Below are 22,503 nucleotides of genomic sequence, written 5' to 3'. Positions count from 1 at the left end.
CGGCTTTCCGACGAGGGACCCCGCCGTTCTGCTTCGCACCATGTGGGGTTGGCACGGGGGCAGTTCGGGAGGAGAAGATCGCCGGTGGGCAGACAGTAGGCAACACGGGGATGAACTCGATACGGGGAAAACCCTTGTCCGCCCCCTGCGGCACCCCTCTGCTCCCCCGCGGTGGCGCCCCTCCTCCCCTCCGCCGCGGCCCCCGGCCTGCACCTACCGCCGGTTACCGGGGCGGCGGCGAGCCGAGCTTGCGGAAGTACGTCCAGCTCGTCTCGTTCGGCTCGCTCCACTTCTCCGGGGCGTGGGCGAACTCCGGGTGATGGGCGGCGACGTACGCGCGCGTGCGCTCGGGGACCTCGGCGTACGAGGACAGCTTGCGGCCCCGGCAGTGGAAGGCCAGGCCGCCGGGGCGCTGTCCCTGTTCCATCCAGGGGAGCCACGGGGACATCCGCGTCCAGGACATGGTCGAGGGGACGCTGGGCGCGTCGGTGGTGAGGACGGACGCGGGGGCGAAGAACTGGAACAGCTCCAGCGCCCGGTAGGTGTCGTCCGCCGAATTGTCCGGGAATTCGGCGACCGGCAGCGGCGAGGGGTAGGCGAGCGGGACCTCCAGGCTGAAGCAGACCTGGTCGCCGAGCTCGGTCATGGGGACCGGGAACGCCCGCCACCGCTGGTTGGCCGGGTCGTTCCACACGTGGACCACCGGCTTGCCCTGCCAGGTCTCCAGGATCTCCCGGGTCTGCGGCTCCAGGTAGAACGCTGCTTCCCGGGTGAGGAGCTGGTACGTGCCCGGGGGCTCGCCCTCGGGGGCCGCCAGGCGGGCGACGTTGATCCCCTCGAAGCCGAAGAGGCGCTGGTAGGGCTCGCCGGGCCCCCAGGAGTAGACGTCGCCGGTCCACCAGAAGGTCACCTCCTCGCCGTCGAGCGAGGCACGGGTGCGGGCGAGGGCCTGGAGCAGTTCGGCGGGAGTCATACCGCGTACTGTGCGCGGTCGCCGTCCGGGTCGGCAAGGACCGTCATGGCCAACTCGCCGGGCGCCGCGGCGGATTCACGGCGGCCTCCGGTTTTCACAGCGGCCTCCGGTTGCACAGCGGTCACGGCGGGGTGCCCGCTCTGCGGACGCCCGGTTGACGGCTGCGGCGGCCAGCGGCAAACGTGCTCCGCATGGTGAACGAACACCGGCTGCTCACGCTGCTCATCTGCCTGGTGCTGGGCGGCGGCCTCGCCGCCGCCGTGCTGGGGGCTTCGCGGGCCGCCGGCCCGCGGGCGGGGGCGGCTTCGGCGCACCCCGGGCCCGATGACCGCGTGGACATACGCGAGGTCCCGCGCGGCCCGGCCGAGGCCGCGGCGGCCGGGCCGGACGCCTCGGCGGGCTCGGTCTCGGTGGACTGCGGCCGCAACGAGGAGGGCCACTACAACGAGGACAACCTGGTGGTGTCGCCGGGGCTGCGCTCGGGCGCCCACCACACGCACGCGTACGTGGGGAACCTGTCCACGGACGCCATGTCCGACGACGCCTCCCTGGAGGCGGCCGCCACGAGCTGCCGGGGCGGGGACCGCTCGACGTACTACTGGCCGGTGCTGCGCCGGGTGGACCGGCCCGCCGCGCGCCCGCACGAGGGCTCCGCGGGGCACGGCAACACCGGCGAGATCCTGCCCGAGGCCTCGGTCTCCGTGGAGTTCCGCGGCAACCCGGTGGGCAAGGTGGTGGCGATGCCGCGGTTCCTGCGCGGGATGACCGGCGACGCGGTGGCGTACACGGCGGGCAGCGACGCCGACGTACGGGCCCGCTGGGGCTGTTCGGGCTTCCCCGACCGGTCCACCACCCGCTATCCGCGCTGCCCCGAGGGCGACCGGGTCACCCGTACGCTGGTCTTCCCCAGCTGCTGGAACGGCCTCGACACCGCCAGCGCCGGGCACCGCTCCCACCTGCGCTTCCCTGCGGCGAACGGGGTCTGCCCGCAGGGCACCTTCCCGGTGCCCGAGCTGCGCGTCTCCCTCGGCTACGAGGTGCCCCCGGGCGCGCCCCTCGCGCTCGACTCCTTCCCCGAGCAGCGGCACAGCCCGAAGACGGACCACGCGATGTTCGTGAACGTGATGACCGAGGCGCAGATGTCCCGGGTCGTGGACTGCCTCAACCAGGGCCGCACCTGCCGCGCCTGAGTGACGCAGGTCACATGAACCGCCGGGGCCCTCAGCGCGTGTTCCGACCGCACCAGGCAAGCGAGGAAGACGGAGAGGGTGAGATGGCCGGACCACTGTGGCCCCGCACTCGGCGGGGCTCGACCGATGAGGCACTGATCAGGTCGGTGTACGAGGAGCACGGCCACGCCCTGCTCGCCTACGCCACCCGGCTGACCGGGGACCGGGCCGCGGCCGAGGACGTCGTACAGGAGACCCTGATCCGGGCCTGGCGGCATTCCGAGGTCCTGGTCAACGGCAAGGGCTCGGTGCGCGGCTGGCTGCTCACGGTGGCCCGCAACATCGTCACCGACCGGTACCGCGCCAAGGCCGCCCGGCCGCCGGAGGTCTCCGGTTCTCCGGCCACTCCTCCGGTGGAGGCGGACCACGCCGACTCCGTGGTCGACACGATGACCGTGCTGGGCGCGCTGGACCAGCTGTCCCCGGAACACCGGGACGTACTGACGGAGTTGTACTACCGCCAGCACAGCGTCGCCGAGGCCGCGGACAGCCTCGGCATCCCCGCGGGCACCGTGAAATCGCGCTCGCACTACGCGCTCAAGGCGCTGCGCCAGGTCTTCAGGGACGGCGCCGGCGCGAACCGACCGGGCAGGCCTCCCCAGCAGGCCGCCGGAATGCAGGAGGTGGTGGCATGAACGGGCAGCGGCACGAGGAGGTACTGCTCGGCCCGTACGTTCTGGGCGTCCTCGACGACGCCGACGTCCACCGGGTCGAGGAGCACGTGGCGGGCTGCGTCCAGTGCCGGGAGGAGGTGACCGCGTTGCGCGAGATGGAGGCCGCGCTCGGCGAGGTGCCCGCGGAGGCGTTCCTCGACGGGCCGCCGCAGGGCGGGGACCTGCTGCTCCAGCGCACGCTGCGGCAGGTGCGGGGCGAGGTGGCCGGTGAGCGGCGCCGCCGCCGGGGTGTGGCCGTGCTGGCCGCCGCGGCCTCGTTGGCGGCCGTGTTCTGGGCCGGGGCGCAGGTGGGCGGAGGCGACGGCGGACCGGTGGCCCTGCCCCCGCAGCCGTCCCCGACGGTGTCGGCGCTGCCGAGCACCCCTCCGGCCGGGACCCGGGTGGCCTCGGCCACGGATCCGGGCACGCGGGCGCGGATGACCGTACAGGTGACTCCGGCCGCGAAGTGGGTACGGGTGCACGCGGCGGTGACCGGGGTGCCGCCGGGCGAGCGGTGCCGGCTGGTGGTGGTGTCCCGGGACGGTACGCGCACCATCGCGGGCGGCTGGGTCGTGGGCGGCCAGGAGAACGGCGAGTCCAAGGGCGCGGCGCTGGACGGCACGGCGGCGGTGGACCCGGCGAACGTGCAGGCGGTCCTCGTCGAGAACGAGGCGGGCCGGCAGTTCGTGTCCGTACCCGTGTAGGCCGGGGGCGGGCGCCAGGCCGGCCGGAACGTGACAGGGCCCGGGAGCATGTCCAGCTCCCGGGCCCCTGCTTGCCACCCAATTGCGCACACCGGCGGCTTTTAAGAGTCGCGGATCAGTGTGAGACCGACGTGTTCTGCCTTTGAACTACCGCGCCACGAGGAGAGGCGCAGGAGGGACTTGAACCCTCATCCGTCGGTGTTCGTCCACGCTCGGTCGATCCGGTGCTCGGCGGCGAATACTGAGACTGGAGCGAGAATCTGAGTTTTACGGGGCCGCCTCTGCCAGGCTTGGGCCACCCCGGCTCGTAGTGCCGGGGGAGGGATTCGAACCCCCAACTGACACCCCTTGGTCAGCTTCAACATCAGTTTCAGCTTGCGCTCTCGCGCACCCCCCGCTCGCACAGGGGGCGATCATGGGGCTACCTGAACAGGTAGCCGAACACCGCGTCGCCGATCCGCTGGTCGGTGACCTCGGTGTTGTTGGCCTCCTCGCGGGCGAACTTGACGGCCTGCTGGAGCTTCTCCACGCGGTCGAGCAGTTCGTTGACCCGCCGGGCGGGCAGTGCGCCGGAGAACTTCACCGTCGTCCAGTACCCGACCGGGACGTCCTCGTAGTACACCTCGACCTGCGCCGGGTGCTTCTCCGTGGCCTCGGCCTTGACGTGGTTGCGCGGCACCTTCTTGGTCCGGATGGTCCGTACCGGCTCCGTCTTCCAGGAGTCCGTGGACGGGTCCAGGTTCCAGGACTCGGAGGCGTCCAGCACGGGCAGCTTGCGCACGAAGGTGTGCATGTCCGTGAGCTGCTTCTCCAGGAAGAGCAGGTACGGCACGGGCACCTGCGCCAGCAGGACCGTCCCGTCCACGACGACGTCCGCGGCGGCGCTGCGGTTCGCCCAGTCCTTCGTCGCCGTCACGTCGAACAGCCGCGTCAGCGTCCCCGCGGTGGCCCGCAGCACGTCCTCGGCCTTGACCTGCACCCGGGTGGACTCGGGCGGCAGCTGCTCGCCCTCCTCGTCCTTGGGCTGGTAGGTCCGGGAGATGCCCGCCAGCAGCGCGGGCTTCTGGACGTCGTGGTGAGCCTGGGTGAGCTCCTGGAGGGACTTGGACTTTACGCCCTTTTCCACTGCGATGATCTGATTCAGCTTCGGCACCCGGTGAACGTAACAGCCGCCGGATCGCCACCACATCCGAATTAACTCCCGGCTCGCGGCAGGCGCTGTCCCCGGTGCGGGTCGGCCCTCCGCCAGGAAATTCGTTTCGCCACCGGCGCCCCACCTCGCACACTGACCGGATGCCCCGCACAGCCGCACAGTTGCTCACCGCGCTCGACCCCCTGCACCACCAGGCCCGACTGCGCCTCACGGCCACCACCGCCCGGGACCTCGCGGCCACCGGCGAACTGGCCTCCGTACTGGCCGACCTGGCGGGCCGCGGCCGTTACGAGCGGCGCCTCGCGGCCCTGGCGGCACTGGCCGGGCGGCAGGCGGAGCACCTGGCGGCGCGGCTCGCCGACCCGGACCCGGTCGTGCGGTCCTACGCTCTGCGGGCCGCCCGGACGCTGCCGCTGCCCGACGGGGCGATCGAGGCCGTGTACGCGGACGCCTCCGCCGAGGTGCGGTGGCAACTGGCCCGCGTCATCCGGGCCGGGGAGCGCACCGCCCTCGCCGAGCGGCTCGTGCTGCGGCTGGCCGAGGAGTGGGGGGAGCGCGAGGCCGCGGCCCTGCTCCCCTCCTGCTCGCAGGAGTTCACCGCCCGGACGCTGCCGCGGCTCGCGGACTCCGTCACCGACTGGGCGCGCCTCGGCCGGCGCCACCCCGGGCCGGTGCTCGACCACGCGGCCGCCGAGCTCGCCGCGCTGCCGGCCGGGTTGCGGGGCGCCTGGTGGGGGCAGCACGCCGAGGGCGTGGCCGCGGCCGCCACCGCCGCGCCGGACCGGGTGCTCCGACTGCTGGAGCGGTACGGTCCGGGCCGGCTGCCCGCCGTCCTGCGGGACCGGCTCGGCGATCTCGCCGCCGCCGACGCCGAGGGCGTCGTACGGTGGCTGATCGCCCCCGAGCGGGAGAGGCCGCGGTACGAACCCACCGCGCCCGCCTCCCTGCTGCGCCCGCTCGTACGGGCGTGGCCGCCGTCGCTGCACCTCCTCGGGCGCCACTGGCTGAGGCGGCCGGAAAATCTGACCGCCCTGCTGAAGGCGGTGCCGCCGGCCCGCCGCCCGGCGTTCTACGACGCCGTAGTCGCGGACACCCCCGAATCGGGCAGGTACACCTCGGACGACGCGCTCGCGCTGCTCCCCCGCGAGCACCGGGACGCCCTGACCCGGATCGAGGTCGAGCGCGGGCGCGCCGAGGGGTGGTGGCTGCCCGATCTCCTGGACACCATCGCCCGGCTGCCCGTCGCCGAGGCCCGCCCCGAACTCCTGGCGGCGTCCGGGCACCGCGACCCCTTCGTGCGGGGGAGCGCCTGGACCCAGCTCCTCGCCAACGCGGGCCACGCCGCCGATGCCGGCGCGCTCGCGGAGGCGCTCGGACTGCTGGCGGAGCGGACCCGCAACGACCAGGACCCGGTCCGGTCCGCCGCGCTCGCCGAACTGGCCTCGCTGCCCGCCTCCCTGCTGGACTCCCCCGCCGTCCCGGCCCACCTCGACCGGATCACGCTGGCCGCGCTGGAGGCCCCCGACTGCTCCGAGGACGCGCGCACCGCGCTGCTGCGCCTCGTCCTCGCCGTCCTGAACGAGCCCGCCCCGCGCCCCGGCCTGCTGGACTGGGCGCTGGGCACCCTGAACCGGCTCGTCGCCCACACCGGCGCGCCCGCGCTCGCCCCGCTCGGCCACGCCCTGCGGCCCGGTCGGGAGCGGCAGGTCCTGGAGGCGCTGCGCCCCTGGCTCGACAGCGCCGCGCGGAAGGGCGAGTTCGACCTGCTCCTGACCCTCGACGGATTCCTCGGCGGCGCCGCCCGGCGGCTTCCCGCGCTCCAGCGGCTCCTCGGCGAAGCCCTGGACCGCTGCGACGACGCGGCCTACCCGGCGCTCGCGGACGGCTGGCTGGCCGACCCCGCGACGCGCTCTGAGCGGGTCGCGGAACTGCTGGCCCGCGAGCCGTCCGCGGCCGCGCTGGCACCCGTACGGGAGGTGCTGTGCGCGCAACGCACCGATCTGCTGGACACCCTGCTCGGCGAACGGCCGCCGTACGGCCGGTTCCTGCGGGAGGGCTCCGCCCGGCCGCTGCCGGACTTCGCCCGGGCCGACCGGTGGCTCCCGCGCCAGCAGGAGGCGGCGGCGCGGCTGGCGGAGGCGGCGCTGCTCGACCGGTCCGCCCCGCTGGCCGACCGGGCCGGGCTGGTGCGGGACGCGGCGCGGATCCCCGACCACGGCCTGGCCCTCGTACGACGCCTGGCGAACTCGGAGGAGGCCCTGCTGGCCGATGCGGCGCTGGCGGCCACCGCCCGGACCGGGGAGCCGGCCGCCGTCCTCGGCGAACTCCTCGCGCACGCGGGCGGCGACCGCGCGCGGGTCGCGGTGTACGCCGCCGGGCGGGCGGCGCGCGCCACGGCCCCGTCCGAACTGGCGGCCCGCCTGGAGGCCCTGCTCGCGGAGGGCCGGGGCGGCGCGAAGGTGACCAGCCGCAAGGAGGCCGCCCGGCTGGCCGCGCGCTTCCTGCCCCCGCGCCGGGCGGCCGTACTGCTGGCCCGGATCGGCCTGAGCCGGGAGAGCCATCCCGACCTGGTGGCCGTCATCGTGGAACTCGCCATCGGGCTGGTCGCGACCGGTGAGGTCTGGGAGCTGCTCGCCGCGGCCACGGAAGTGGACGAGACCCGGATCACGGTGGTCCATGCCGACCCGCTCGACGTGGCCCGGGAGCACCGGCCGCGCTACGGACGGCTCGTGGCGGGGGTGTTCACGGCCGACACCGGGGTCGAGTTCGCGTCCCTGTCCATCCTGACCCTGTCGGACTGGGCCGCGTACGCGCCCGAGGTCGCGGACGTCGTCCGGGTGGCCGTGTGCGACCTGTCGAGGTCCGACGGCTGGCGGTACGCCTCGCTGGCCCTGGGCCGGCTCGCCGACTCGGGGCTGCCCCACCCGGTCGGCGGCATCGCCCCCGGGAGCCACTTCGACCGGGCCTTCGAGGAACTGCTGGCCGCCGTCCGCGCCGGGGCCGGCCCGGAGGCCGAGGCGGACCGCGACCGGCCGGCCCTGCGCAGGCTGCACCACCTCGTAACCCAGAGCGCCGGGACGCCGACCGGCGTACGGGACGTGCTGGCACCGCGGCTGGCCGACGAGCCTTCGCTGATCGGGGCCCGCGTCGATCTCATCGCCCGTACGGTCGATCTGAGCGCGCGGGCCGCCGCCCTGCGAACGGCGCTGTGGGAGCTGGCGGCCGCCCACGAGGGACGGCCGGGTCTGGCGCACGCCACGGCCCTCTCGCTGGGACAGCGGCACGCCTACGGTGACCCCCTGCCGGAGCCCGGGACCGTACTGGAGGCCGTACGCGAGCTCGCGGCGGACGGCGGGTACGCGCACGGGCTGTTCGCGGTCGCGCTCACCGAGGCCGTCGGCCGGCGTCACAGCTGGCCGGCGCAGTGGCGGGAGCTGCTGCGGGAGTTGCGGCGCCACCCCCAGCTGGAGGTACGGGACGCGGCGGTGTCGGCGACGACGCACCACGAGTGACCTGACGTCACGCAGACGACTCCACCCGTCGCGGACCGATCATCACATTGCGGTCCATGACATCCTGTGACGTCACAACTCGCCGGACGGGATCGGCGGACGTCCGGGGAAAATGGGGAAGGTCGATGAGGCTCTGCTTCCTGGTGGAGGAGCACTACCGCCACGACGGCATGCCGAACGAGGTGGTCCGGCAACTGCTGGCATGGGGCCACCGGGTCGACGTGGTGCGGCCCGGCGGCTCGCTGCTGCGCATGGCCGAGGTGGTGGACGCGGGCACCCATGACGCCTGGGTGCTCAAGACCGTCTCCGGCGGCCCCGGTCTGACCCTGCTCGAAGCGGCCGCGGCGGCCGGGACGACCACGGTCAACGACGCCCGCTCGATCCGGGGCGTACGGGACAAGGCACTGGCCGCGGCCATCGGGCGCGGCCGGGGACTTCCGCTGCCCCCGACGTACGCGGCCGCCCGGCCGGAACTGCTAGCGGAGATACCCGACTCGGAGTACCCGCTGGTCGTCAAACCCGCCGACGGCAGCTCGGGGCGCGGCGTGCACCTGGTGTCCTCGCCCGAGCGGCTGCTCGCGATGCTCCCCGAACTGTCCGGTGAGGGGATGCTGATCGCCCAGCCCTACGTCCCCAACCCGGGCAGCGACATCAAGGTGTACGCGGTCGGCGGGGAACTCTTCGCCACCGAGCGCTGCTCCCCGCTGCACCCGGACTCCACGGTCCGGGAGCGCCGGGTGCCGCTGTCGGCCGAGGTGGCGGCCATCGCCGCGCAGGTGGGGGCGGTGTACGGGCTGGACCTGTACGGAGTGGACGTGCTGCTGGGGCCCGACGGGCCGGTGGTGGTGGACGTGAACGACTTCCCGAGCTTCCGTCAGGTACCGGACGCGGCGGCGCGGGTGGCCCGGGCGGTGCTGGAACTGGCGCGGACCGGTGGCTCTGGGGTCACGGGCGGCGCGGGGGTCGCGGGCGGCGCGGCGGGATCGGTGTCCGTGAGCGGCGCGGACCCGGCGTTCCTCCCCCGGCAGCAGGGGCTGCCGTCGGCCGTCCCGCTCCAGGTCGCGGCGGGGTCGGGGGACTGCGCATGAGGATCGGCCTGATCACCGACAACCCCGGGCACCCGCTCCTGGCGGCGGCCACCGCGCTGCTCACCCCCGAGCACCGGGTGGAGGTGGTGGATCCGGGCGCGCCGGACGGGGCCGGGCCGCACGGAGCCGGGTCGGACGTAGCCAGGCCGGCACCGGCCGACGTGTACCTGCTGAAGTCGCACACCCCGCGGGCGCTGGACCTCGCGCGGGAGTTGGAGCGGCGAGGGGCGCCGGTGGTGAACTCGGCCGCCGCGACCACGCTGTGCCAGGACCGGACGGAGATGGCGGAACTCGCCGTGCTGGCCGGGCTGCCGTTCGCGGCCACCCGTACCTTCGACGCCCTGGGCGTCTGGGCCGCGGGGGCCTCGCTCCGCTCCCCCGTGGTCGTCAAGAGCCGCCACAACCGCCGCCGGGACCTGGTCGCCCGCGCCGACGACACCGCGGGGCTGCGGACGTTGGCGGACGCCTGGCCGGACGAACCGGTGGTGGTCCAGCCGTACGCCCCCAACAGCGGCTGGGACCACAAACTCTGGGCGATCGGTGACCGCGTCTTCGCCGCCCTGCGCCGCTCCGAGCTCTCCCCCGAGGGCCGCGGCCCGACCCTGCCCCTCCCGCGGCCCCCGGCGGGCTGGGCCGAGCTGACGCTCAGGGTCGGCGAGGTGTTCGCCCTGGACGTCTACGGCGTGGACATCATCGCCACCGCCGACGGCGCCCCCCTGATCGTCGACATCAACGCCTTCCCCGGCATCCGCGACCAGTCCGGCGCCCCCGAGGCCCTGGCGGAGCTGGCCCTGCGCCGGGCCAAGGGGTAGCGGCCCGCAGCGGACGCCCACCGCTGCCCCGGCCCGGCCCGGACGGGCTAACGCGCGGTGTCGCCGCGGCGCGGGGCGGGCGCCGCGGGGAGGATCGGGGGATGGGCGTCCTCGTGCCGGTCCTCCTCGCGGTCTTCGCTGCGCTCAGCAACGCCCTGGCCACCGTGCTCCAGCGGCGGGCCGCGCTCACCGTGCCGCAGAGCGACCGGTTCCGGCCCGGGCTGATCCTCGACCTGCTGAGGCGGCCGGTGTGGGTCGCCGGGATCGTGGCCGTGATCGCCGCCGGGGCAGGGCAGGCCGCCGCGCTGGCGACCGGACCGCTGGCCCTCGTACAGCCGTTGTTCGTACTGGAGCTGCCGCTCGCCCTGCTGATCGCCTCGCTGATCTCGCGGCGGCGCCTGCCGGTGGCGCTGTGGCGGGCGGTGGCCGCAGTGGTGCTGGGACTCGGGGTGGCGATGGCCGCCGCGTCGCCGTCCGGGAACCGTACGCACGTCCCGCTCGACCGGTGGCTGCCGGCGCTGGCCGCGTCGGTGGCAGCGGTGGTGCTGCTGGCGGCAGCCGCGCTGCGGCGTCCGCCGGGCAGGGCCCGGGCCGGCTGCTTCGGCGCTGCCACCGCCCTCTGCTACGCGCTCACCGCCGCCCTGATGAAGTCGGCCGTGCTCGTCCTCACCGACCACGGGATCGGGGCGTTCCTGACCACCTGGCAGACGTACGCCTTCGCCGCCACGGGCATCTGCGCCCTGCTGATGCTCGAACACGCCATGCAGGGCGGCCCGCTGGTCGCCTCACAGCCCGCGCTGACCTTGGGCGACGCGACGGTCAGCGTGGCGCTCGGCGTGCTGCTGTACGAGGAGGAGCTGCGCGCGGGCTGGTGGCTCGTGCCCCAACTGCTGGGCGTGGCCCTGATCTGCGCCGGCGTCCTGTCCCTGGCCCGGATCCCGCCCGACGAGGAGAGCGGGACGCTACCGGCGGGTCCGGTGTGAGGGTTAGCGTGCGGGAGGTCGGGCGGGCGTTCGGGCGGAGGGTGAGCGGCATGCGTGCGGTGGTCTTCGAGCGGTACGGGGAAAAGGCCGAGGTCCGGGAGGTGGCGGACCCGAGTCCGGCACCCGGCGGCGTCGTGGTGCGGGTCGAGGCGACCGGGCTGTGCCGCAGCGACTGGCACGGGTGGATGGGGCATGATCCGGACATCGTGCTGCCGCACGTCCCGGGTCACGAACTGGCCGGTGTGGTCGAGGCGGTGGGCTCCGGGGTCACCGGTTGGCGGCCCGGCGACCGGGTCACCGTACCGTTCGTCTGCGCGTGCGGCCGCTGCGCGGACTGCGCGGCCGGACAGCACCAGGTGTGCGCCCGCCAGACGCAGCCCGGTTTCACGCACTGGGGGTCCTTCGCCGAGTACGTGGCCCTGGAGCAGGCCGATGTGAACCTGGTCGCGGTGCCCGAGGAGTTGTCGTACGCGACGGCGGCGGGGCTGGGGTGCCGGTTCGCGACGGCCTTCCGGGCCGTGGTCGCGCAGGGGCGGGCGGCGCCGGGCGAGTGGGTCTGCGTGTACGGCTGCGGCGGCGTCGGCCTCTCCGCCGTGATGATCGCGGCGGCGGCCGGGGCCCGGGTGGTCGCCGTCGACACGGCGCCGGCGGCGCTGGACCTGGCGCGCGGGTTCGGCGCGGCGCACTGCGTGGACGGCGCGGCGGGTGATCCGGTGGCCGCGGTACGGGAGTTGACCGGCGGGGGCGCGCACCTGTCGCTCGACGCCCTGGGGTCGCCGGTGACAGCGGCGGCCTCGGTGGCCGGGCTGCGCAGGCGCGGACGCCACGTACAGGTCGGGCTGCTGCCCGCAGCGGGCGGGACGACGGTGCTGCCCATGGAACGGGTGATCGGCTGGGAGCTGGAGGTCCTCGGCAGCCACGGGATGGCGGCGCACGCGTACCCGCCGATGATGGAACTGGTCCGCTCGGGGGCGCTGCGGCCGGACCTGCTGGTCACCGCAACGATCCCGCTGGAGGCGGCGCCCGCGGCCCTGGCCTCGATGGGCACGGCCCCGGGCGGCGGCGTGACGATCATCCGCCCCTGACCCCGGTCACCCGATCCGCTTCGCCCGATCCCCGGTCACCTGGCCCCCCCGGTCGCCCGATCCCCGGGCGACCGCGCCGCGTTGCTCCGCGTCGTCGTCCGCCGGGGTGGCCCGGTCAGGCCACGGGTACGCGCACACGGACGGTCGTTCCGGACGAGTCCGCCATGACGGCGAGCCGGCCGCCCACCTCGGCCGCGAGCAGTTGCACCATCAGCAGGCCGCGTCCGGTCTCGGCGTCCGGGTCCACCTCCGCGGCGGGATCGGGCAGCCGCGGCAGCCCAGGAGCCCGGTCGGCGACCTCCAGTTGCAGCCAGCCCCCGCTCAGCCGTGCGCTGACGCGCATCCTGCCGGGGGCGGCGGCCGCGTGCAGGACCACATTGGCGACGAGCTCGCTGACGGCCAGCAGCATGACGTCGGCGGTGTCGGCGGCGACCTCCCACCCTTCCAGCAGGGCGCGGATACGGGACCTGAGCAGCGGAACCGTGGCCGCGGTGGGCTCGGCGGCCCAGCGGACGAAGTGCAGGGGCGGCTCGGCAGGGGCGGCCGGGGAGATCGAGGCGGCCATCGGGGTACGGGTGGCGGCGGTGTACATGGCGTGCTCCCAGAGGGGGGAGGGCGACGCACCGACTGATGTCTCGTGTAACTGACGAGGAACCCGGATCGCCGATGGGCTTGTGGTCAGCGGAAATGCGTCGCTAGAGTTGTGATTACACGTGTAACACGTTAAGCCTCCCCCAGTGCCCCGCGCAAGCATTTCGGACAAACGTTACGAAGCCCGGACCCGCACCGGACCCGCCGGCCACTGGGGCCGCGCCGAATTGGAAGGGCCGCAATGACGCAATCTCCTCCCACCTCCACGCCCGACGTGGCGAGCCTCCCCGACATGGCGGGCCTCCCCGGCGCGGCCGACATGTCGTGGCCGCCGCCGCCCTACCGGCCCCCCGTACCGTCCGTGACGGACGAGCACGGCGTGCGCCGCTTCGACGGCATCACGTACGCCACCACACCCGGCTACCGCCCCCGGCTGCTCGACGTGCAGCTGCCCGCCGGCGACGGCCCCTTCCCGGCGGTCGTCTGGATCCACGGCGGCGGCTGGCTGGACGGCGACCGGCGCTACCCGCCGCCGACCGTGCCCGTGGAGCTGCTGCACGGGTCCGTCCTGGCCGCCGGGCTCGCGCTCGTCTCCATCGACTACCGGCACAGCCTGGAAGCGCCCTTCCCGGCCCAGCTGCACGACGTGAAGGCCGCGATCCGCTACGTCCGCGCGTACGCCGACGCCCTCGGCATCGACCCGGACCGGATCGGCGTCTGGGGCGAGTCCGCGGGTGGCCACCTGGCCGCGCTCGCGGGTGTCGTCGGCCCCGGCACGGCGGACGCCGCGTCGCTGGAAGGCACACAGGGCGTGGCTTCCGGCGCGACCGGAGTGCAGGCCGTCGTGGACTGGTACGGCGTCTCCGACCTGGTCGCCATCGCCGACCACCCCATGCCGCCGATGCCGTCCGAGGTCGAGTTCCCCGACCCGTACGAGGCCCTGCTCGGCGGCACCGAGGCCGAGCGGCCCGCGCTGGCACGGGCCGCGAGCCCGGTCACGTACGCCGAGGGGCCGGGGCTGCCGCCGTTCCTGCTGATCCACGGCACGAACGACGGGCTGGTCCCCTACAGCCAGAGCGAGCTCCTCGCCGAGGCACTGGGCCGCGCCGGCGGCGAGGTCACCCTGCGCCCCGTCGACGGGGCCGACCACATATTCCTCGGCTCCCCCGACATCGTGCGCATCGTCGGGGAGAGCGTCGAGTTCCTCGCCCGCCACCTGGGCGCGAAGGCCTGACCCGGGACCCGTCCCGTTCCACCGTGGGGGCGCGGCCCGGCCCCGCCCCCACGGGTACGTCGATCACCACGAGCCGCGTCCGCGCGTGCGGGCGCGGCGCCCCGAGAGGCACTCATGTCCAGGAATCCCGTCACCTCCCCTGTTCCCGCACCCGCACCGAGACCGCCCGCCGGGCGGCGTCCCGGCGTGCTCCTGCTCGGGCTCCTGCTGCTCGCGGCGGCCGGGGTGGCGGCCCTCTCCGTCCGGCCGGACACCGCGAACCCGCCCTTCCAGGGCTTCGACGACCGCTGGCTGTCGTGGATGGGCGGTCCGCACGAGGGGCTCCCGTCCGTGGTGGCCGCGGGCCTGAACTGGTTCGGCGGCCCGCTCGGGGCCGTCGTACCGCTCGCTCTGCTGGTGTTCCTGCTCGTGCGCCGGCGCTGGGTGTCGGCCGGGTTCCTGCTCGGCGTCTACCTGCTCGGCAACATGCTCGTCGTCCAGGGGCTCAAGCACCTGGTGGACCGGCCGCGTCCGGCGAATCCGCTGGTCCGCGTCGACCACGGCTCCTTCCCGTCGGGCCACGCGGCCGGGGCGGCGCTGCTCGTCGTGGTCATCGGTGCGCTGCTGGTGCCGGCCGCCCGGCGTCGGGCCTGGTGGGCGGGGGGCGCGGTCTTCACGCTGGCCATGATGTGGAGCCGTACGTGGCTGCACGCGCACTGGCTCAGCGACACCGCCGCCGGGGCGGCCGCGGGAGCGGGGGCGGGGCTGCTCGCGTGGTGGCTCTTCGGCCCCGCACTGGCTCGGGAAGGGGACCGGCGGCGCGACCGGCGCCGGGACCGGCACCGCACGGTGGAGGTGCGGGCGGGACGCGACCGTCGGGGGGCGGCCGCGGACACGCCGGAGCCCGCACGGCACTGAAGGCTGGGGGCGAGGGGCCGAGGGGCTGGGGGCCGTGGGTTCCCCGGCCCCTCAGGACGTACCGCGGTGGACCAGGACGGTCTCGGTCGGCGGTACCGGCTCCGCCGTGCCGGACTCGACCAGGTCGTGGAGGGCTCCCGCGATCAGCGCGGCCGACGGCAGGTCCAGCCGGACCGTGGTGAGCGGGGGCTGCTGCAGGGCGGACAGGATCAGGTCGTCACAGCCGACGATGGCCACCTCGTCCGGTACGCCGATGCCCTCGGCCAGTAGCGCGTACTGCAGGAGGGCGGCGTACTCGTCGTTGTAGGCGAAGACGGCGTCGAGCCCCAGGCCCGCCCAGCGCCGGGCGAGGTCGGTCGCGGACTCCCGCGTATAGGCGAGCTCCACCGGCGTGACGGTGGCCATGTGCCGCGCCGCGACCGATTCGGCGCCGGCGAGGCGGGGTTCGGCGAGCGTGGCGAGGCCGCGCTCCTGTGGCATGACCACGCCGATCCGGGTCCGCCCGCGGGCGATGAGGTGCTCGGCCGCGGTCGCGCCGATCTTCGCGTGGTCGAAGCCGATGGTGTGGACGTCCGGTACGGGGCGGGCGGCGAAGGCCAGCATCGCGCGTACGCCGGCGCGGCGCAGCAGCTCGGCGGCCTGGGCGGTGAAGTGGTCGCCGTCCAGGGCGACCACGGCCGCCGGGCGCAGCTCGGCCCAGGCGCGGGCGGCGTCGAGCGGGTCGGCGAAGCGGCCCGCGTGGAGGACGGCCGTGTAGCCGAGGCGCTCCAGCTCGGTGTTCAGGTCGTCCACCCAGTCGCTGACGAGGCGGCCGAGCGCGGTGACCGACGCGGGCATCAGGACGAGGTTGCTGCGGCCCGCGCGCAGGGAGCGGGCAGCGGCGTGCGGGACGTAGCCGAGCTGTGCGGCCGCATCGAGGACCCGGGCACGGGTACCGGCGCTGACGCGGTGGCCCTGGGTGTCGTTGAGGACGAAGGACACGGTGGCGCGTGACACCCCGGCCAGCCGGGCCACATCGGCGCTGGTGATCGTCGCGGGGGTGCGTGTCTGCCTGGGCATCTGGTCCTCGTCTCCCTGTGGCCGACCGGCGCCTGTCAACCACAGGTTACACGAGTTAGATCACTTGGTCGGATCGCCGCTGGTCAGACGCTCCGCTCGTGCAGGAGGCGTGAGGGGCCCGCGAGGTCGCCGAGGGTGCCCACGACGGAGTCGAAGCGCATCGTGGTGCGCGTGTCCGCCGCGTACGGATCCCACTGCGGCATGGCCGGGTGGTTCGGGTCGCCGGTGCGGACGAAGGCGATCCAGGCCTCGTGCATCGTGTGCGCGAGGCCGTCGCGGGTCGCGGGGTCGAGGCCGGCCAGGAACGGGGCGTGCGACCACTGGTCGAAGTTGGCGAACGCGAAGGGCAGTTCGAGGCAGTGTGCGGCGCCGAGCCGACCGCCCAGGGCGGGGGTGGGGAGATCGAACTGGTAGGCCCAGACGGGGTGGTCCGTCCCCGCCCTCCCCTCCGCGAGCCGGACGGCGGGGACACGGAAGAGCTCGTCGGTGATGAGGTCCATGAGGACGTCGGCCGGACGCGCGCCGGGCCGGGTGCGCTCGTAGGCGGCGTACACGTCGGGCGCGGCCCCGGCTCCGAAGGTGTCGGCGATCCGGTCGGTCACCTGCTCCCGGGTGGCGTCTGCATGGCCCGGGTCCAGGGCGAAGCCGAAGTTCGCCTCCTCGCGGGTCCAGCCGATCATCACCTCGATACCGGCGGCGGCGCCGTGCAGCAGGGATTCCACGGGATGCCGGGGCACGGCCGCCCCGTCGATCACGGGCAGGAACGGCGTCGGCCAGTAGCCCCAGCGCATGGTCCGCGCGAAGAGCCCGCCGGTGGCGCCGATCAGCGCGGGCCAGGGCAGGGCGCGGAGTTCTTCGACGGTCTTGACCCCGGCGACGTCGAGGTAGGCGGCGGTGCGCTCGCGGCAGGCCTCGGGGTCGGGGAGGTCCAGGCCGAAGGGCGGGCTCTGCAGGATCACGCGCCGGATCAGCCCCTGGGCCTGCGGGTGGCCGGCGAGGGCGGCGGTGGACATCGCACCGCCCGACTGTCCGGCGACGGTGATGGCGTCCGGGTCTCCGCCGAAGGCGGCGATGTTCTCCTTCACCCACCGCAGGGCGGCGAGCTGGTCGGTGAGCCAGTGGTTGCAGCCCCCGTCCTCGGGGTCGAGGCAGAGGTAACCGAGGGCGCCGATGCGGTAGTTGACACTCACGACGACGAGGTCGCCGTCGCGCGCGAAGGTCTTGCCGGAGTAGTTCGGCAGCGATCCGGACCCCGAGACGAAGCCTCCCCCGTGGATCCAGACGAGCACCGGGCGGCGGGCCGCGTCGGGCGCGGGCGTCCAGATGTTCAGGGTCAGGCAGTCCTCGTCGAACGGCGGCGATCCGTGTCCGCCGAGGACGGGGTCGCCGCCGTCCATGTACATCTGCGGTGCGCTGGGGCCGTCGGAGGTCGCGTCCCGCGTACCGCTCCAGCCGGGGTGCGCCTGCGCGGGCCGCCAGCGGAGCTCGCCGACCGGGGGCAGGGCGTACGGGACGGCCCGGAACACGCAGACCCCGCCCTCGACGGCACCGCGCAGCCGGCCCGCCGGCAGGTCCACGAGCGTGGGGTCCGGTCCTGAGGTGCGCTCTGCGATGCGTCCTGGGGTGCGTCCTGGGGTGCGAGCCATCGGGAATCCTTCCTGGTCGGCGCGCCGGGCACGCGCTGACCCCATCGAGAGTATTGCGTAAATTCATCGACCGTCAACAACTCACAATACTCGCGGCGCTAGAGCCACAGGCTGTTCGTCGCCGCCCGTTCCGCCTCGGTATCCAGTAGACGCGCGAACAGCCGCCACAGCAGCAGACAAGTACCGGCGCCCGCGAGCGCTCCGGCGAAGGTGTCGCTGAGCCACTGGGCATGCAGCCAGGTGCGGCTCCACATCATGGCGAGCACGTACGCGCCGCCAGGGATCCACCACCAGCGGCGGGCACGCGGCGGGAAGAGCACCACCGCGGCCGCGATCACCAGGGTGACGGCGCTGAAAACCTGTCCCGAGGGGAACGAACCGTCATTGACCAGGACCCACGGGTGCGGCGGTCGGGGCCGGTCGACGAACTGCTTGAGCGGCAGGACCACCAGCATGTTGGCGAGGATGGCGGCGGAGAAGACGAACAGCGCCGACCGCCAGCGCCCGTAGACGCAGAGGCAGCCGATCAGCACGAGCGGCAACACGGTGCCGAGCGGGCCGCCGAGCCGGTCGAGGACCGTGGCGAAGCCGGCGGCGGCGCCGTGCGGGGATCCGATCACCCAGGCCGCCCAGCGGTCGTCGACCCCCTGGAGGAACGGGGCCCAGCCGCCGGCGAGCAGCAGCCCGGCCACCAAGGGAACGACCAGCAGCCCGACCCCACAGCCCGCGGCCCACCGCGGCGGCGGCGCCGGAACCCGGGGCAGCCGGAGCGGGGGCGAAGGCGGCGTGACGGATGACGTGGAGAACATGGCGGGCCTTTCACGAAGACCTCCCGATCGGCGCAAACACCGGGGAAGCGACGGACAAACGAAACACGCAGCGCCCAAACCCGAAGCGCAAACCCGCAGACGGACCCCACAGGGGGCCACCGGCCGGCCAACCCGAAGGCGGTGGAACGCGGAGCGGTAGAACCCCCGAAGCGGTGGAGCGCGGAGCGGTAGAACCCCCGGGGCGTGGAGCGCGGAGCGGTGGAGCCCCGGGGGGGGGAGCCTGAGCGGGGAACCCGAAGGCGTGGAACGCCAGGGGCCCTGAGCAGGGAATCCGAGCGGCGGAGCGCCGGGCGGCGGAACTCGGAGCGGGGAACGCCGAGCGTGCGAACCGGAGCTAGGGAACGAGGGAACGAGGGAAGCGTCGGGCAGGGGAACACACGGAACGGACACACACCGAGCAACAGGCCCCGGAGCACGGAACACCGAGCAGCCGGACCCGGAGCGAGGGAACGCCGACGAAGGAATGCCGGGAGGCGGACCACCAAGCGAGGGAAACGCCGGGGTAGGAGAACACGGACCGAAGGGATGTTGGCAAGGGACGCGGAACACGGGTAGCGGAGCAGCGGAACACCAAGCGGACGAACCCGGCGCGAGGGAACACCGAACGAAGGAATGCCGGGAGGCGGACCCCCGAGCAAGGGAAACGCCAGGTGGGAGAGCACGGAACGAAGGAACGTCGACAAGGGCACGGAACAGAGGTACGCCGAGTAGCGGACCCCGAGCGAGGTACGTCGGGCGGGCGAACCCTGAGCCAGGGAACGCGGAACGGAGCAACCCTGGGCAGGGGAACCGGAGCTGGGGGAACACCGGGCGGGGATCTCGGAGCGGAGGAACGTCGGACGGGGGAACACGCAGCGGGGTACGCCGAGCAACGGAAGGCGGAGCGGGGGAACATCGGGCGGCCGCGGGCAGACGGTCACCCAGCAGCCTCGGGGGCGAGCGTGAGCCCACCTACCGCGCCGTGGGGGTGACCGGCAGCGCGCCGGGATCACGGGCGCCGAAGCCGCAGCGGTGGACGGCATCACCCGCAGGCGGCCCACGCGGCAGGATGGCGCCGCGACCGCCGCACCGGTGCGCAGCAGGATGGCGCCGGGACCGGAGCACTGCGGATCGGCGCCGAGCCACCCGACGCCCCAACCGCCCAACGCGCAAACCGCGCCGCACACCCCGGGCCGAGCCACCCGAAACGCCCGAGCCGCCCGGCGCAAACCGCACCGCACAGCCTGGGCCGAGCAACCGCCCGGCGCAGCCGAACGGCACGGCCGGACCGAACCCGTTACGCGGCGGCCCGGCGCCCGGGGCACCGGCCCGTACGGCGACGCCGGCGCCAGCGCCACCCGCACACACTCCCCGGCGGTAGCCGGTCGGCACGGAGTATGGCGGAATCGTGACCGCCGCCACAAGGGCAAGAGGGTTTTCAGACGCGATCGCCCTGGTCAGTGGCCTCAACCCGATAGTTACACGTGCCGCACCAGCCGCTCACCACTCGGTCACGATCTGCGCATCGACCCGCCGTGAACTCTGGCGGAGCCCAGAAATGGGTGCTACACAGTGTCCAGCGCCACTGGTGACACGTGTAACAACATCACGTCGGCCATGGCCCTGCGCGACATCCCTGGCGACTCCGCTGCCCACATCAGCCCGCACGGCGTCGCCCCCCTCCCCCATCCCCTTCCCCTTCCCCTTCCCCATCCCCATCCCCATCCCCCTGCGCTCTCCCCGCTCCGTCCCCCGAGGAGTCGTCATGGCCACGAACGAGATCACCGACCCGGCCGCCCCGCCGGCCGCACAACCGCCCCGCTCCCAGCGCGGGCTCCTGCCCCTGCTGCTCGTCGCCAACTCCGCCATGCTGGCGGTGTACATGGGCGTCGGATCCGTCCTCCTGCCCACCCAGATCGCCGCCATCGCCCCGGACGACAAGGTCGCCCTGCTCGGCCTGATCGGCGGCATCAGCGCGATCTTCGCCACCGCCTTCAACCCGATCGCCGGCGCCCTCTCCGACCGCACCGGCCGCCGCAACCCCTGGATCCTCGGCGGCGCCTTCGCCTCGCTCGCCGGCCTGGCCTTCCTCGGCAACGTCGCCACCGCCCTGCTCGTGGGCATCGGATGGTGCCTGATCCAGGCCACCATGAACATCTACCAGGCCGCCGTCACCGCGATCGTCCCGGACCGCATCCCCGCCGACCGGCGCGGCACCGCATCCGCCCTGGTCGGGCTGGGTCTGCCGATCGGCGGCACCGTCGGCGTGCTCGTCGCCTCGCAGACCGTCGACCACCTGCGGACCGGCTACCTCGTCTTCGGGGCGATCGTCTCCGCCTCCGCGCTGCTGCTGACGCTCTTCTGCCGCGACCTCCCCCGCACCGAGCCGGCCGAGGCCCAGGCCGAGGCCGCCCGCCCCAAGGGCGCCCAGCTGGCCGCGTTCCTGTCCTCCCTCGCCCACCACGACTTCCGCTGGGCCTTCATAGGCCGCGCCCTGATGGTTCTCGGCTACTTCTCCGTCGTCGGCTACCAGCTGTACATCCTCGACGACCACATCGCCCTGCCCGCCGGCCTCACCCCGCCCGCCGCGATCGCCATTCTCACCCCGGTGTCGATGGTCGCGATGGCCGTCTCCACCGTCGTCGGCGGCCTGCTCTCCGACCGCTGGAACCGCCGCAAGGTGTTCGTGGGCGTCTCGGCCGCCCTGGCCGGCCTCGTCATGGCGGTGCCGGTGATCAGCCCGACCTGGACCGGCATGCTCGTCTTCAGCGCGCTCAACGGCCTCGCCTTCGGCTGCTTCATGGCGGTGGACACCGCGCTCGTCACCCTGGTCCTCCCCCGGGCCGAGGACGCCGCCCGCGACATGGGCGTCCTCAACATCGCGAACGCCGGGCCGCAGATCATCGCCCCGTTCGTCGCCTCCGCAATCGTCACCGGGCTGGGCGGATACACCCCGCTCTTCCTGGCCGGCGGCGCACTCTCGCTGATCGGAGCGCTCGCCATCCTCCCGATCCGCAGCGTGCGCTGATCTCCACCCCGTCCCGTACCTCCCCTTCAAGGAGCAACCTGTGAGACACAAGCGAGTTCTGCCGCTGGCCGCGCTGATGCTGTGCACGCCGGCCCTCGCCGGTACGGCACCGGCCGCCGCCGCCCCGCAGACCGCACCCCCGGCGCCGCTGCGGATCCTGCTCACCAACGACGACGGCTACAACGCCCCCGGGATCCGCAAGGCCTTCGCGCGCCTGACCGCCGCCGGGCACGACGTGACGATCGTCGCCCCGCTCACCAACCAGAGCGGCGCCGGCACGAAGATGGCGAGCGCCCCCACCGTCACCGTCCGCCACCCCGAGCCGAAGGTGTGGGCCGTGGACGGCACCCCCGGTGACTCGGTCTCCTTCGGCCTGGCCGAGGTGTTCGAGGGCAACGCCCCCGACCTCGTCGTCTCGGGCACCAACTTCGGGCCGAACCTGGCCTCCCTCGCCACCCACTCCGGTACGGTCGGCGGCGCCGTCGCCGGGCTGGAGTACGGGGTGCCCGCCATCGCGCTGAGCACCGGCGGGATGGCCGTCCCCGATCCGGTCGCCACGGTCAACGCCATGGACCCCACGCTCGACTTCGCGGTCAAGCTGATCGACCAGCTCCGGGCGCGCGCCCGTTCGGGCCCGCTGCTGCCCAAGGGCGTCGGCCTCAACGTCAACCACCCGGTCGTCGGCGCCGACGGCAAGGGCACGGCGCGCGGCGTCGCGACGACGTTCCAGGACCCCCAGGCACCGCTGCGCGCGGACTACACCGACTCGGGCGACGGCACGTGGAAGGTGAACGTCCAGCTCCGCACCCAGCCGGCCGCGAAGGGTGGTGACATCGCGGCGGTGAGCGCCGACCGGATCGCCGTCAGCCCGATGAACGCCGACTGGAACACGGGGCCGGCCGATCTCGCGGTGACCTCGGCGCTGCTGTCCGGGCTGCGGCCGTAGCCTCCCCGACCGGCAGGGGGGGGGGGGGGGGGGGGGGGGGGGGGGGGGGGGGGGGGGGGGGGGAAGGGGGGGGGGGAGGGGGGGGGGGGGCGGGGAGGGAA

General features: G+C 74.3%; 18 protein-coding genes. 12 read left to right on the top strand and 6 right to left on the bottom strand.

Going from position 1 to position 22,503, the window contains the following annotated elements; all coding sequences use genetic code 11:
* Nucleotides 1–223: 223 nt before the first annotated feature.
* Nucleotides 224–973: a DUF1838 family protein gene (locus ACZ7GJ_RS09535; RefSeq protein WP_470750576.1), complete on the bottom strand. Its 750-nt coding sequence runs from the start codon at nt 971–973 to the stop codon at nt 224–226.
* Between the two features lie 191 nt (nt 974–1,164).
* On the opposite strand from ACZ7GJ_RS09535, the gene ACZ7GJ_RS09530 reads away from it, so the two are divergent.
* From ACZ7GJ_RS09530 to ACZ7GJ_RS09520, 3 genes are all read left to right on the top strand, one after another.
* Entirely contained in the window at nt 1,165–2,163 is a 999-nt protein-coding gene (locus ACZ7GJ_RS09530) for a DUF1996 domain-containing protein (protein ID WP_470750575.1), read from the top strand.
* A gap of 83 nt (nt 2,164–2,246) precedes the next feature.
* A complete protein-coding gene (locus tag ACZ7GJ_RS09525; RefSeq protein ID WP_470750574.1) occupies nt 2,247–2,837 on the top strand; it encodes a sigma-70 family RNA polymerase sigma factor in 591 nt (196 codons plus the stop codon).
* A complete protein-coding gene (locus tag ACZ7GJ_RS09520) occupies nt 2,834–3,559 on the top strand; it encodes an anti-sigma factor family protein (protein WP_470750573.1) in 726 nt (241 codons plus the stop codon). Before ACZ7GJ_RS09525 ends, ACZ7GJ_RS09520 begins: the two co-directional genes overlap by 4 nt.
* Nucleotides 3,560–3,980: 421 nt before the next feature.
* Here ACZ7GJ_RS09520 and ACZ7GJ_RS09515 read toward each other — a convergent pair whose 3' ends face one another.
* Nucleotides 3,981–4,712, bottom strand: a complete 732-nt coding sequence (locus ACZ7GJ_RS09515) for a DUF7873 family protein (RefSeq protein WP_470750572.1) — start codon at nt 4,710–4,712, stop codon at nt 3,981–3,983.
* A 140-nt stretch (nt 4,713–4,852) separates the two neighbouring features.
* Here ACZ7GJ_RS09515 and ACZ7GJ_RS09510 point away from each other — a divergent pair, with 140 nt between their 5' ends.
* From ACZ7GJ_RS09510 to ACZ7GJ_RS09490, 5 genes are all read left to right on the top strand, one after another.
* The gene (locus ACZ7GJ_RS09510) at nt 4,853–8,224 is read left to right on the top strand and encodes a hypothetical protein (RefSeq protein ID WP_470750571.1); all 3,372 of its coding nucleotides are present in this window, start codon (nt 4,853–4,855) and stop codon (nt 8,222–8,224) included.
* Nucleotides 8,225–8,349: 125 nt separating this feature from the next.
* Nucleotides 8,350–9,312 carry an ATP-grasp domain-containing protein gene (locus tag ACZ7GJ_RS09505; RefSeq protein ID WP_470750570.1) on the top strand — a complete coding sequence of 321 codons (963 nt, stop codon included), beginning with the start codon at nt 8,350–8,352 and terminating at the stop codon, nt 9,310–9,312.
* Nucleotides 9,309–10,124, top strand: a complete 816-nt coding sequence (locus ACZ7GJ_RS09500; RefSeq protein WP_470750569.1) for an ATP-grasp domain-containing protein — start codon at nt 9,309–9,311, stop codon at nt 10,122–10,124. The genes ACZ7GJ_RS09505 and ACZ7GJ_RS09500 overlap by 4 nt, the downstream gene beginning before the upstream one ends.
* Before the next feature lie 101 nt (nt 10,125–10,225).
* Nucleotides 10,226–11,107 carry a DMT family transporter gene (locus ACZ7GJ_RS09495; protein WP_470750568.1) on the top strand — a complete coding sequence of 294 codons (882 nt, stop codon included), beginning with the start codon at nt 10,226–10,228 and terminating at the stop codon, nt 11,105–11,107.
* A 50-nt stretch (nt 11,108–11,157) separates the two neighbouring features.
* On the top strand, nt 11,158–12,192 hold the full coding sequence (locus ACZ7GJ_RS09490; RefSeq protein ID WP_470750567.1) for a zinc-dependent alcohol dehydrogenase family protein: 1,035 nt from the start codon (nt 11,158–11,160) through the stop codon (nt 12,190–12,192).
* 115 nt (nt 12,193–12,307) lie between these two features.
* Here ACZ7GJ_RS09490 and ACZ7GJ_RS09485 read toward each other — a convergent pair whose 3' ends face one another.
* A complete protein-coding gene (locus ACZ7GJ_RS09485) occupies nt 12,308–12,784 on the bottom strand; it encodes an ATP-binding protein (protein ID WP_470750566.1) in 477 nt (158 codons plus the stop codon).
* Between the two features lie 240 nt (nt 12,785–13,024).
* Between ACZ7GJ_RS09485 and ACZ7GJ_RS09480 the strand changes: the two genes are divergently transcribed.
* Nucleotides 13,025–14,017 (top strand): alpha/beta hydrolase fold domain-containing protein, encoded by a 993-nt coding sequence (locus ACZ7GJ_RS09480; protein ID WP_470750565.1) that lies wholly within the window; start codon nt 13,025–13,027, stop codon nt 14,015–14,017.
* Between the two features lie 114 nt (nt 14,018–14,131).
* Complete coding sequence (locus ACZ7GJ_RS09475) at nt 14,132–14,914, top strand: phosphatase PAP2 family protein (protein WP_470750564.1); 783 nt, start codon at nt 14,132–14,134, stop codon at nt 14,912–14,914.
* Between the two features lie 51 nt (nt 14,915–14,965).
* Here ACZ7GJ_RS09475 and ACZ7GJ_RS09470 read toward each other — a convergent pair whose 3' ends face one another.
* The 3 genes from ACZ7GJ_RS09470 to ACZ7GJ_RS09460 form a co-directional block, all read right to left on the bottom strand.
* A complete protein-coding gene (locus tag ACZ7GJ_RS09470) occupies nt 14,966–15,973 on the bottom strand; it encodes a LacI family DNA-binding transcriptional regulator (protein ID WP_470750563.1) in 1,008 nt (335 codons plus the stop codon).
* 83 nt (nt 15,974–16,056) lie between these two features.
* Nucleotides 16,057–17,619 carry a carboxylesterase/lipase family protein gene (locus ACZ7GJ_RS09465; protein ID WP_470750562.1) on the bottom strand — a complete coding sequence of 521 codons (1,563 nt, stop codon included), beginning with the start codon at nt 17,617–17,619 and terminating at the stop codon, nt 16,057–16,059.
* Nucleotides 17,620–17,717: 98 nt separating this feature from the next.
* Nucleotides 17,718–18,428: a phosphatase PAP2 family protein gene (locus ACZ7GJ_RS09460; RefSeq protein ID WP_470750561.1), complete on the bottom strand. Its 711-nt coding sequence runs from the start codon at nt 18,426–18,428 to the stop codon at nt 17,718–17,720.
* 1,765 nt (nt 18,429–20,193) lie between these two features.
* Between ACZ7GJ_RS09460 and ACZ7GJ_RS09455 the strand changes: the two genes are divergently transcribed.
* Nucleotides 20,194–21,456, top strand: a complete 1,263-nt coding sequence (locus tag ACZ7GJ_RS09455; RefSeq protein WP_470750560.1) for an MFS transporter — start codon at nt 20,194–20,196, stop codon at nt 21,454–21,456.
* A 40-nt stretch (nt 21,457–21,496) separates the two neighbouring features.
* Entirely contained in the window at nt 21,497–22,402 is a 906-nt protein-coding gene (surE, locus tag ACZ7GJ_RS09450) for a 5'/3'-nucleotidase SurE (protein WP_470750559.1), read from the top strand.
* Nucleotides 22,403–22,503 lie beyond the last annotated feature (101 nt).

It is taken from the genome of Streptomyces sp. NPDC037242 (genome assembly GCF_055604165.1).
This window is presented reverse-complemented; position numbering and strand designations above follow the sequence as displayed.

Bases quoted from the DNA above. Each gene is read 5' to 3' on its own strand.
- ACZ7GJ_RS09505 (WP_470750570.1), top strand. From the start codon at position 8,350: ATGAGGCTCTGCTTCCTGGTGGAGGAGCACTACCGCCACGACGGCATG.
- ACZ7GJ_RS09485 (WP_470750566.1), bottom strand. From the start codon at position 12,784: ATGTACACCGCCGCCACCCGTACCCCGATGGCCGCCTCGATCTCCCCG.
- ACZ7GJ_RS09530 (WP_470750575.1), top strand. From the start codon at position 1,165: ATGGTGAACGAACACCGGCTGCTCACGCTGCTCATCTGCCTGGTGCTG.
- ACZ7GJ_RS09455 (WP_470750560.1), top strand. From the start codon at position 20,194: ATGGCCACGAACGAGATCACCGACCCGGCCGCCCCGCCGGCCGCACAA.
- ACZ7GJ_RS09495 (WP_470750568.1), top strand. From the start codon at position 10,226: ATGGGCGTCCTCGTGCCGGTCCTCCTCGCGGTCTTCGCTGCGCTCAGC.
- ACZ7GJ_RS09490 (WP_470750567.1), top strand. From the start codon at position 11,158: ATGCGTGCGGTGGTCTTCGAGCGGTACGGGGAAAAGGCCGAGGTCCGG.
- ACZ7GJ_RS09475 (WP_470750564.1), top strand. From the start codon at position 14,132: ATGTCCAGGAATCCCGTCACCTCCCCTGTTCCCGCACCCGCACCGAGA.
- ACZ7GJ_RS09470 (WP_470750563.1), bottom strand. From the start codon at position 15,973: ATGCCCAGGCAGACACGCACCCCCGCGACGATCACCAGCGCCGATGTG.
- ACZ7GJ_RS09520 (WP_470750573.1), top strand. From the start codon at position 2,834: ATGAACGGGCAGCGGCACGAGGAGGTACTGCTCGGCCCGTACGTTCTG.
- ACZ7GJ_RS09460 (WP_470750561.1), bottom strand. From the start codon at position 18,428: ATGTTCTCCACGTCATCCGTCACGCCGCCTTCGCCCCCGCTCCGGCTG.
- ACZ7GJ_RS09510 (WP_470750571.1), top strand. From the start codon at position 4,853: ATGCCCCGCACAGCCGCACAGTTGCTCACCGCGCTCGACCCCCTGCAC.
- ACZ7GJ_RS09500 (WP_470750569.1), top strand. From the start codon at position 9,309: ATGAGGATCGGCCTGATCACCGACAACCCCGGGCACCCGCTCCTGGCG.
- ACZ7GJ_RS09525 (WP_470750574.1), top strand. From the start codon at position 2,247: ATGGCCGGACCACTGTGGCCCCGCACTCGGCGGGGCTCGACCGATGAG.
- ACZ7GJ_RS09535 (WP_470750576.1), bottom strand. From the start codon at position 973: ATGACTCCCGCCGAACTGCTCCAGGCCCTCGCCCGCACCCGTGCCTCG.
- ACZ7GJ_RS09480 (WP_470750565.1), top strand. From the start codon at position 13,025: ATGACGCAATCTCCTCCCACCTCCACGCCCGACGTGGCGAGCCTCCCC.
- ACZ7GJ_RS09465 (WP_470750562.1), bottom strand. From the start codon at position 17,619: ATGGCTCGCACCCCAGGACGCACCCCAGGACGCATCGCAGAGCGCACC.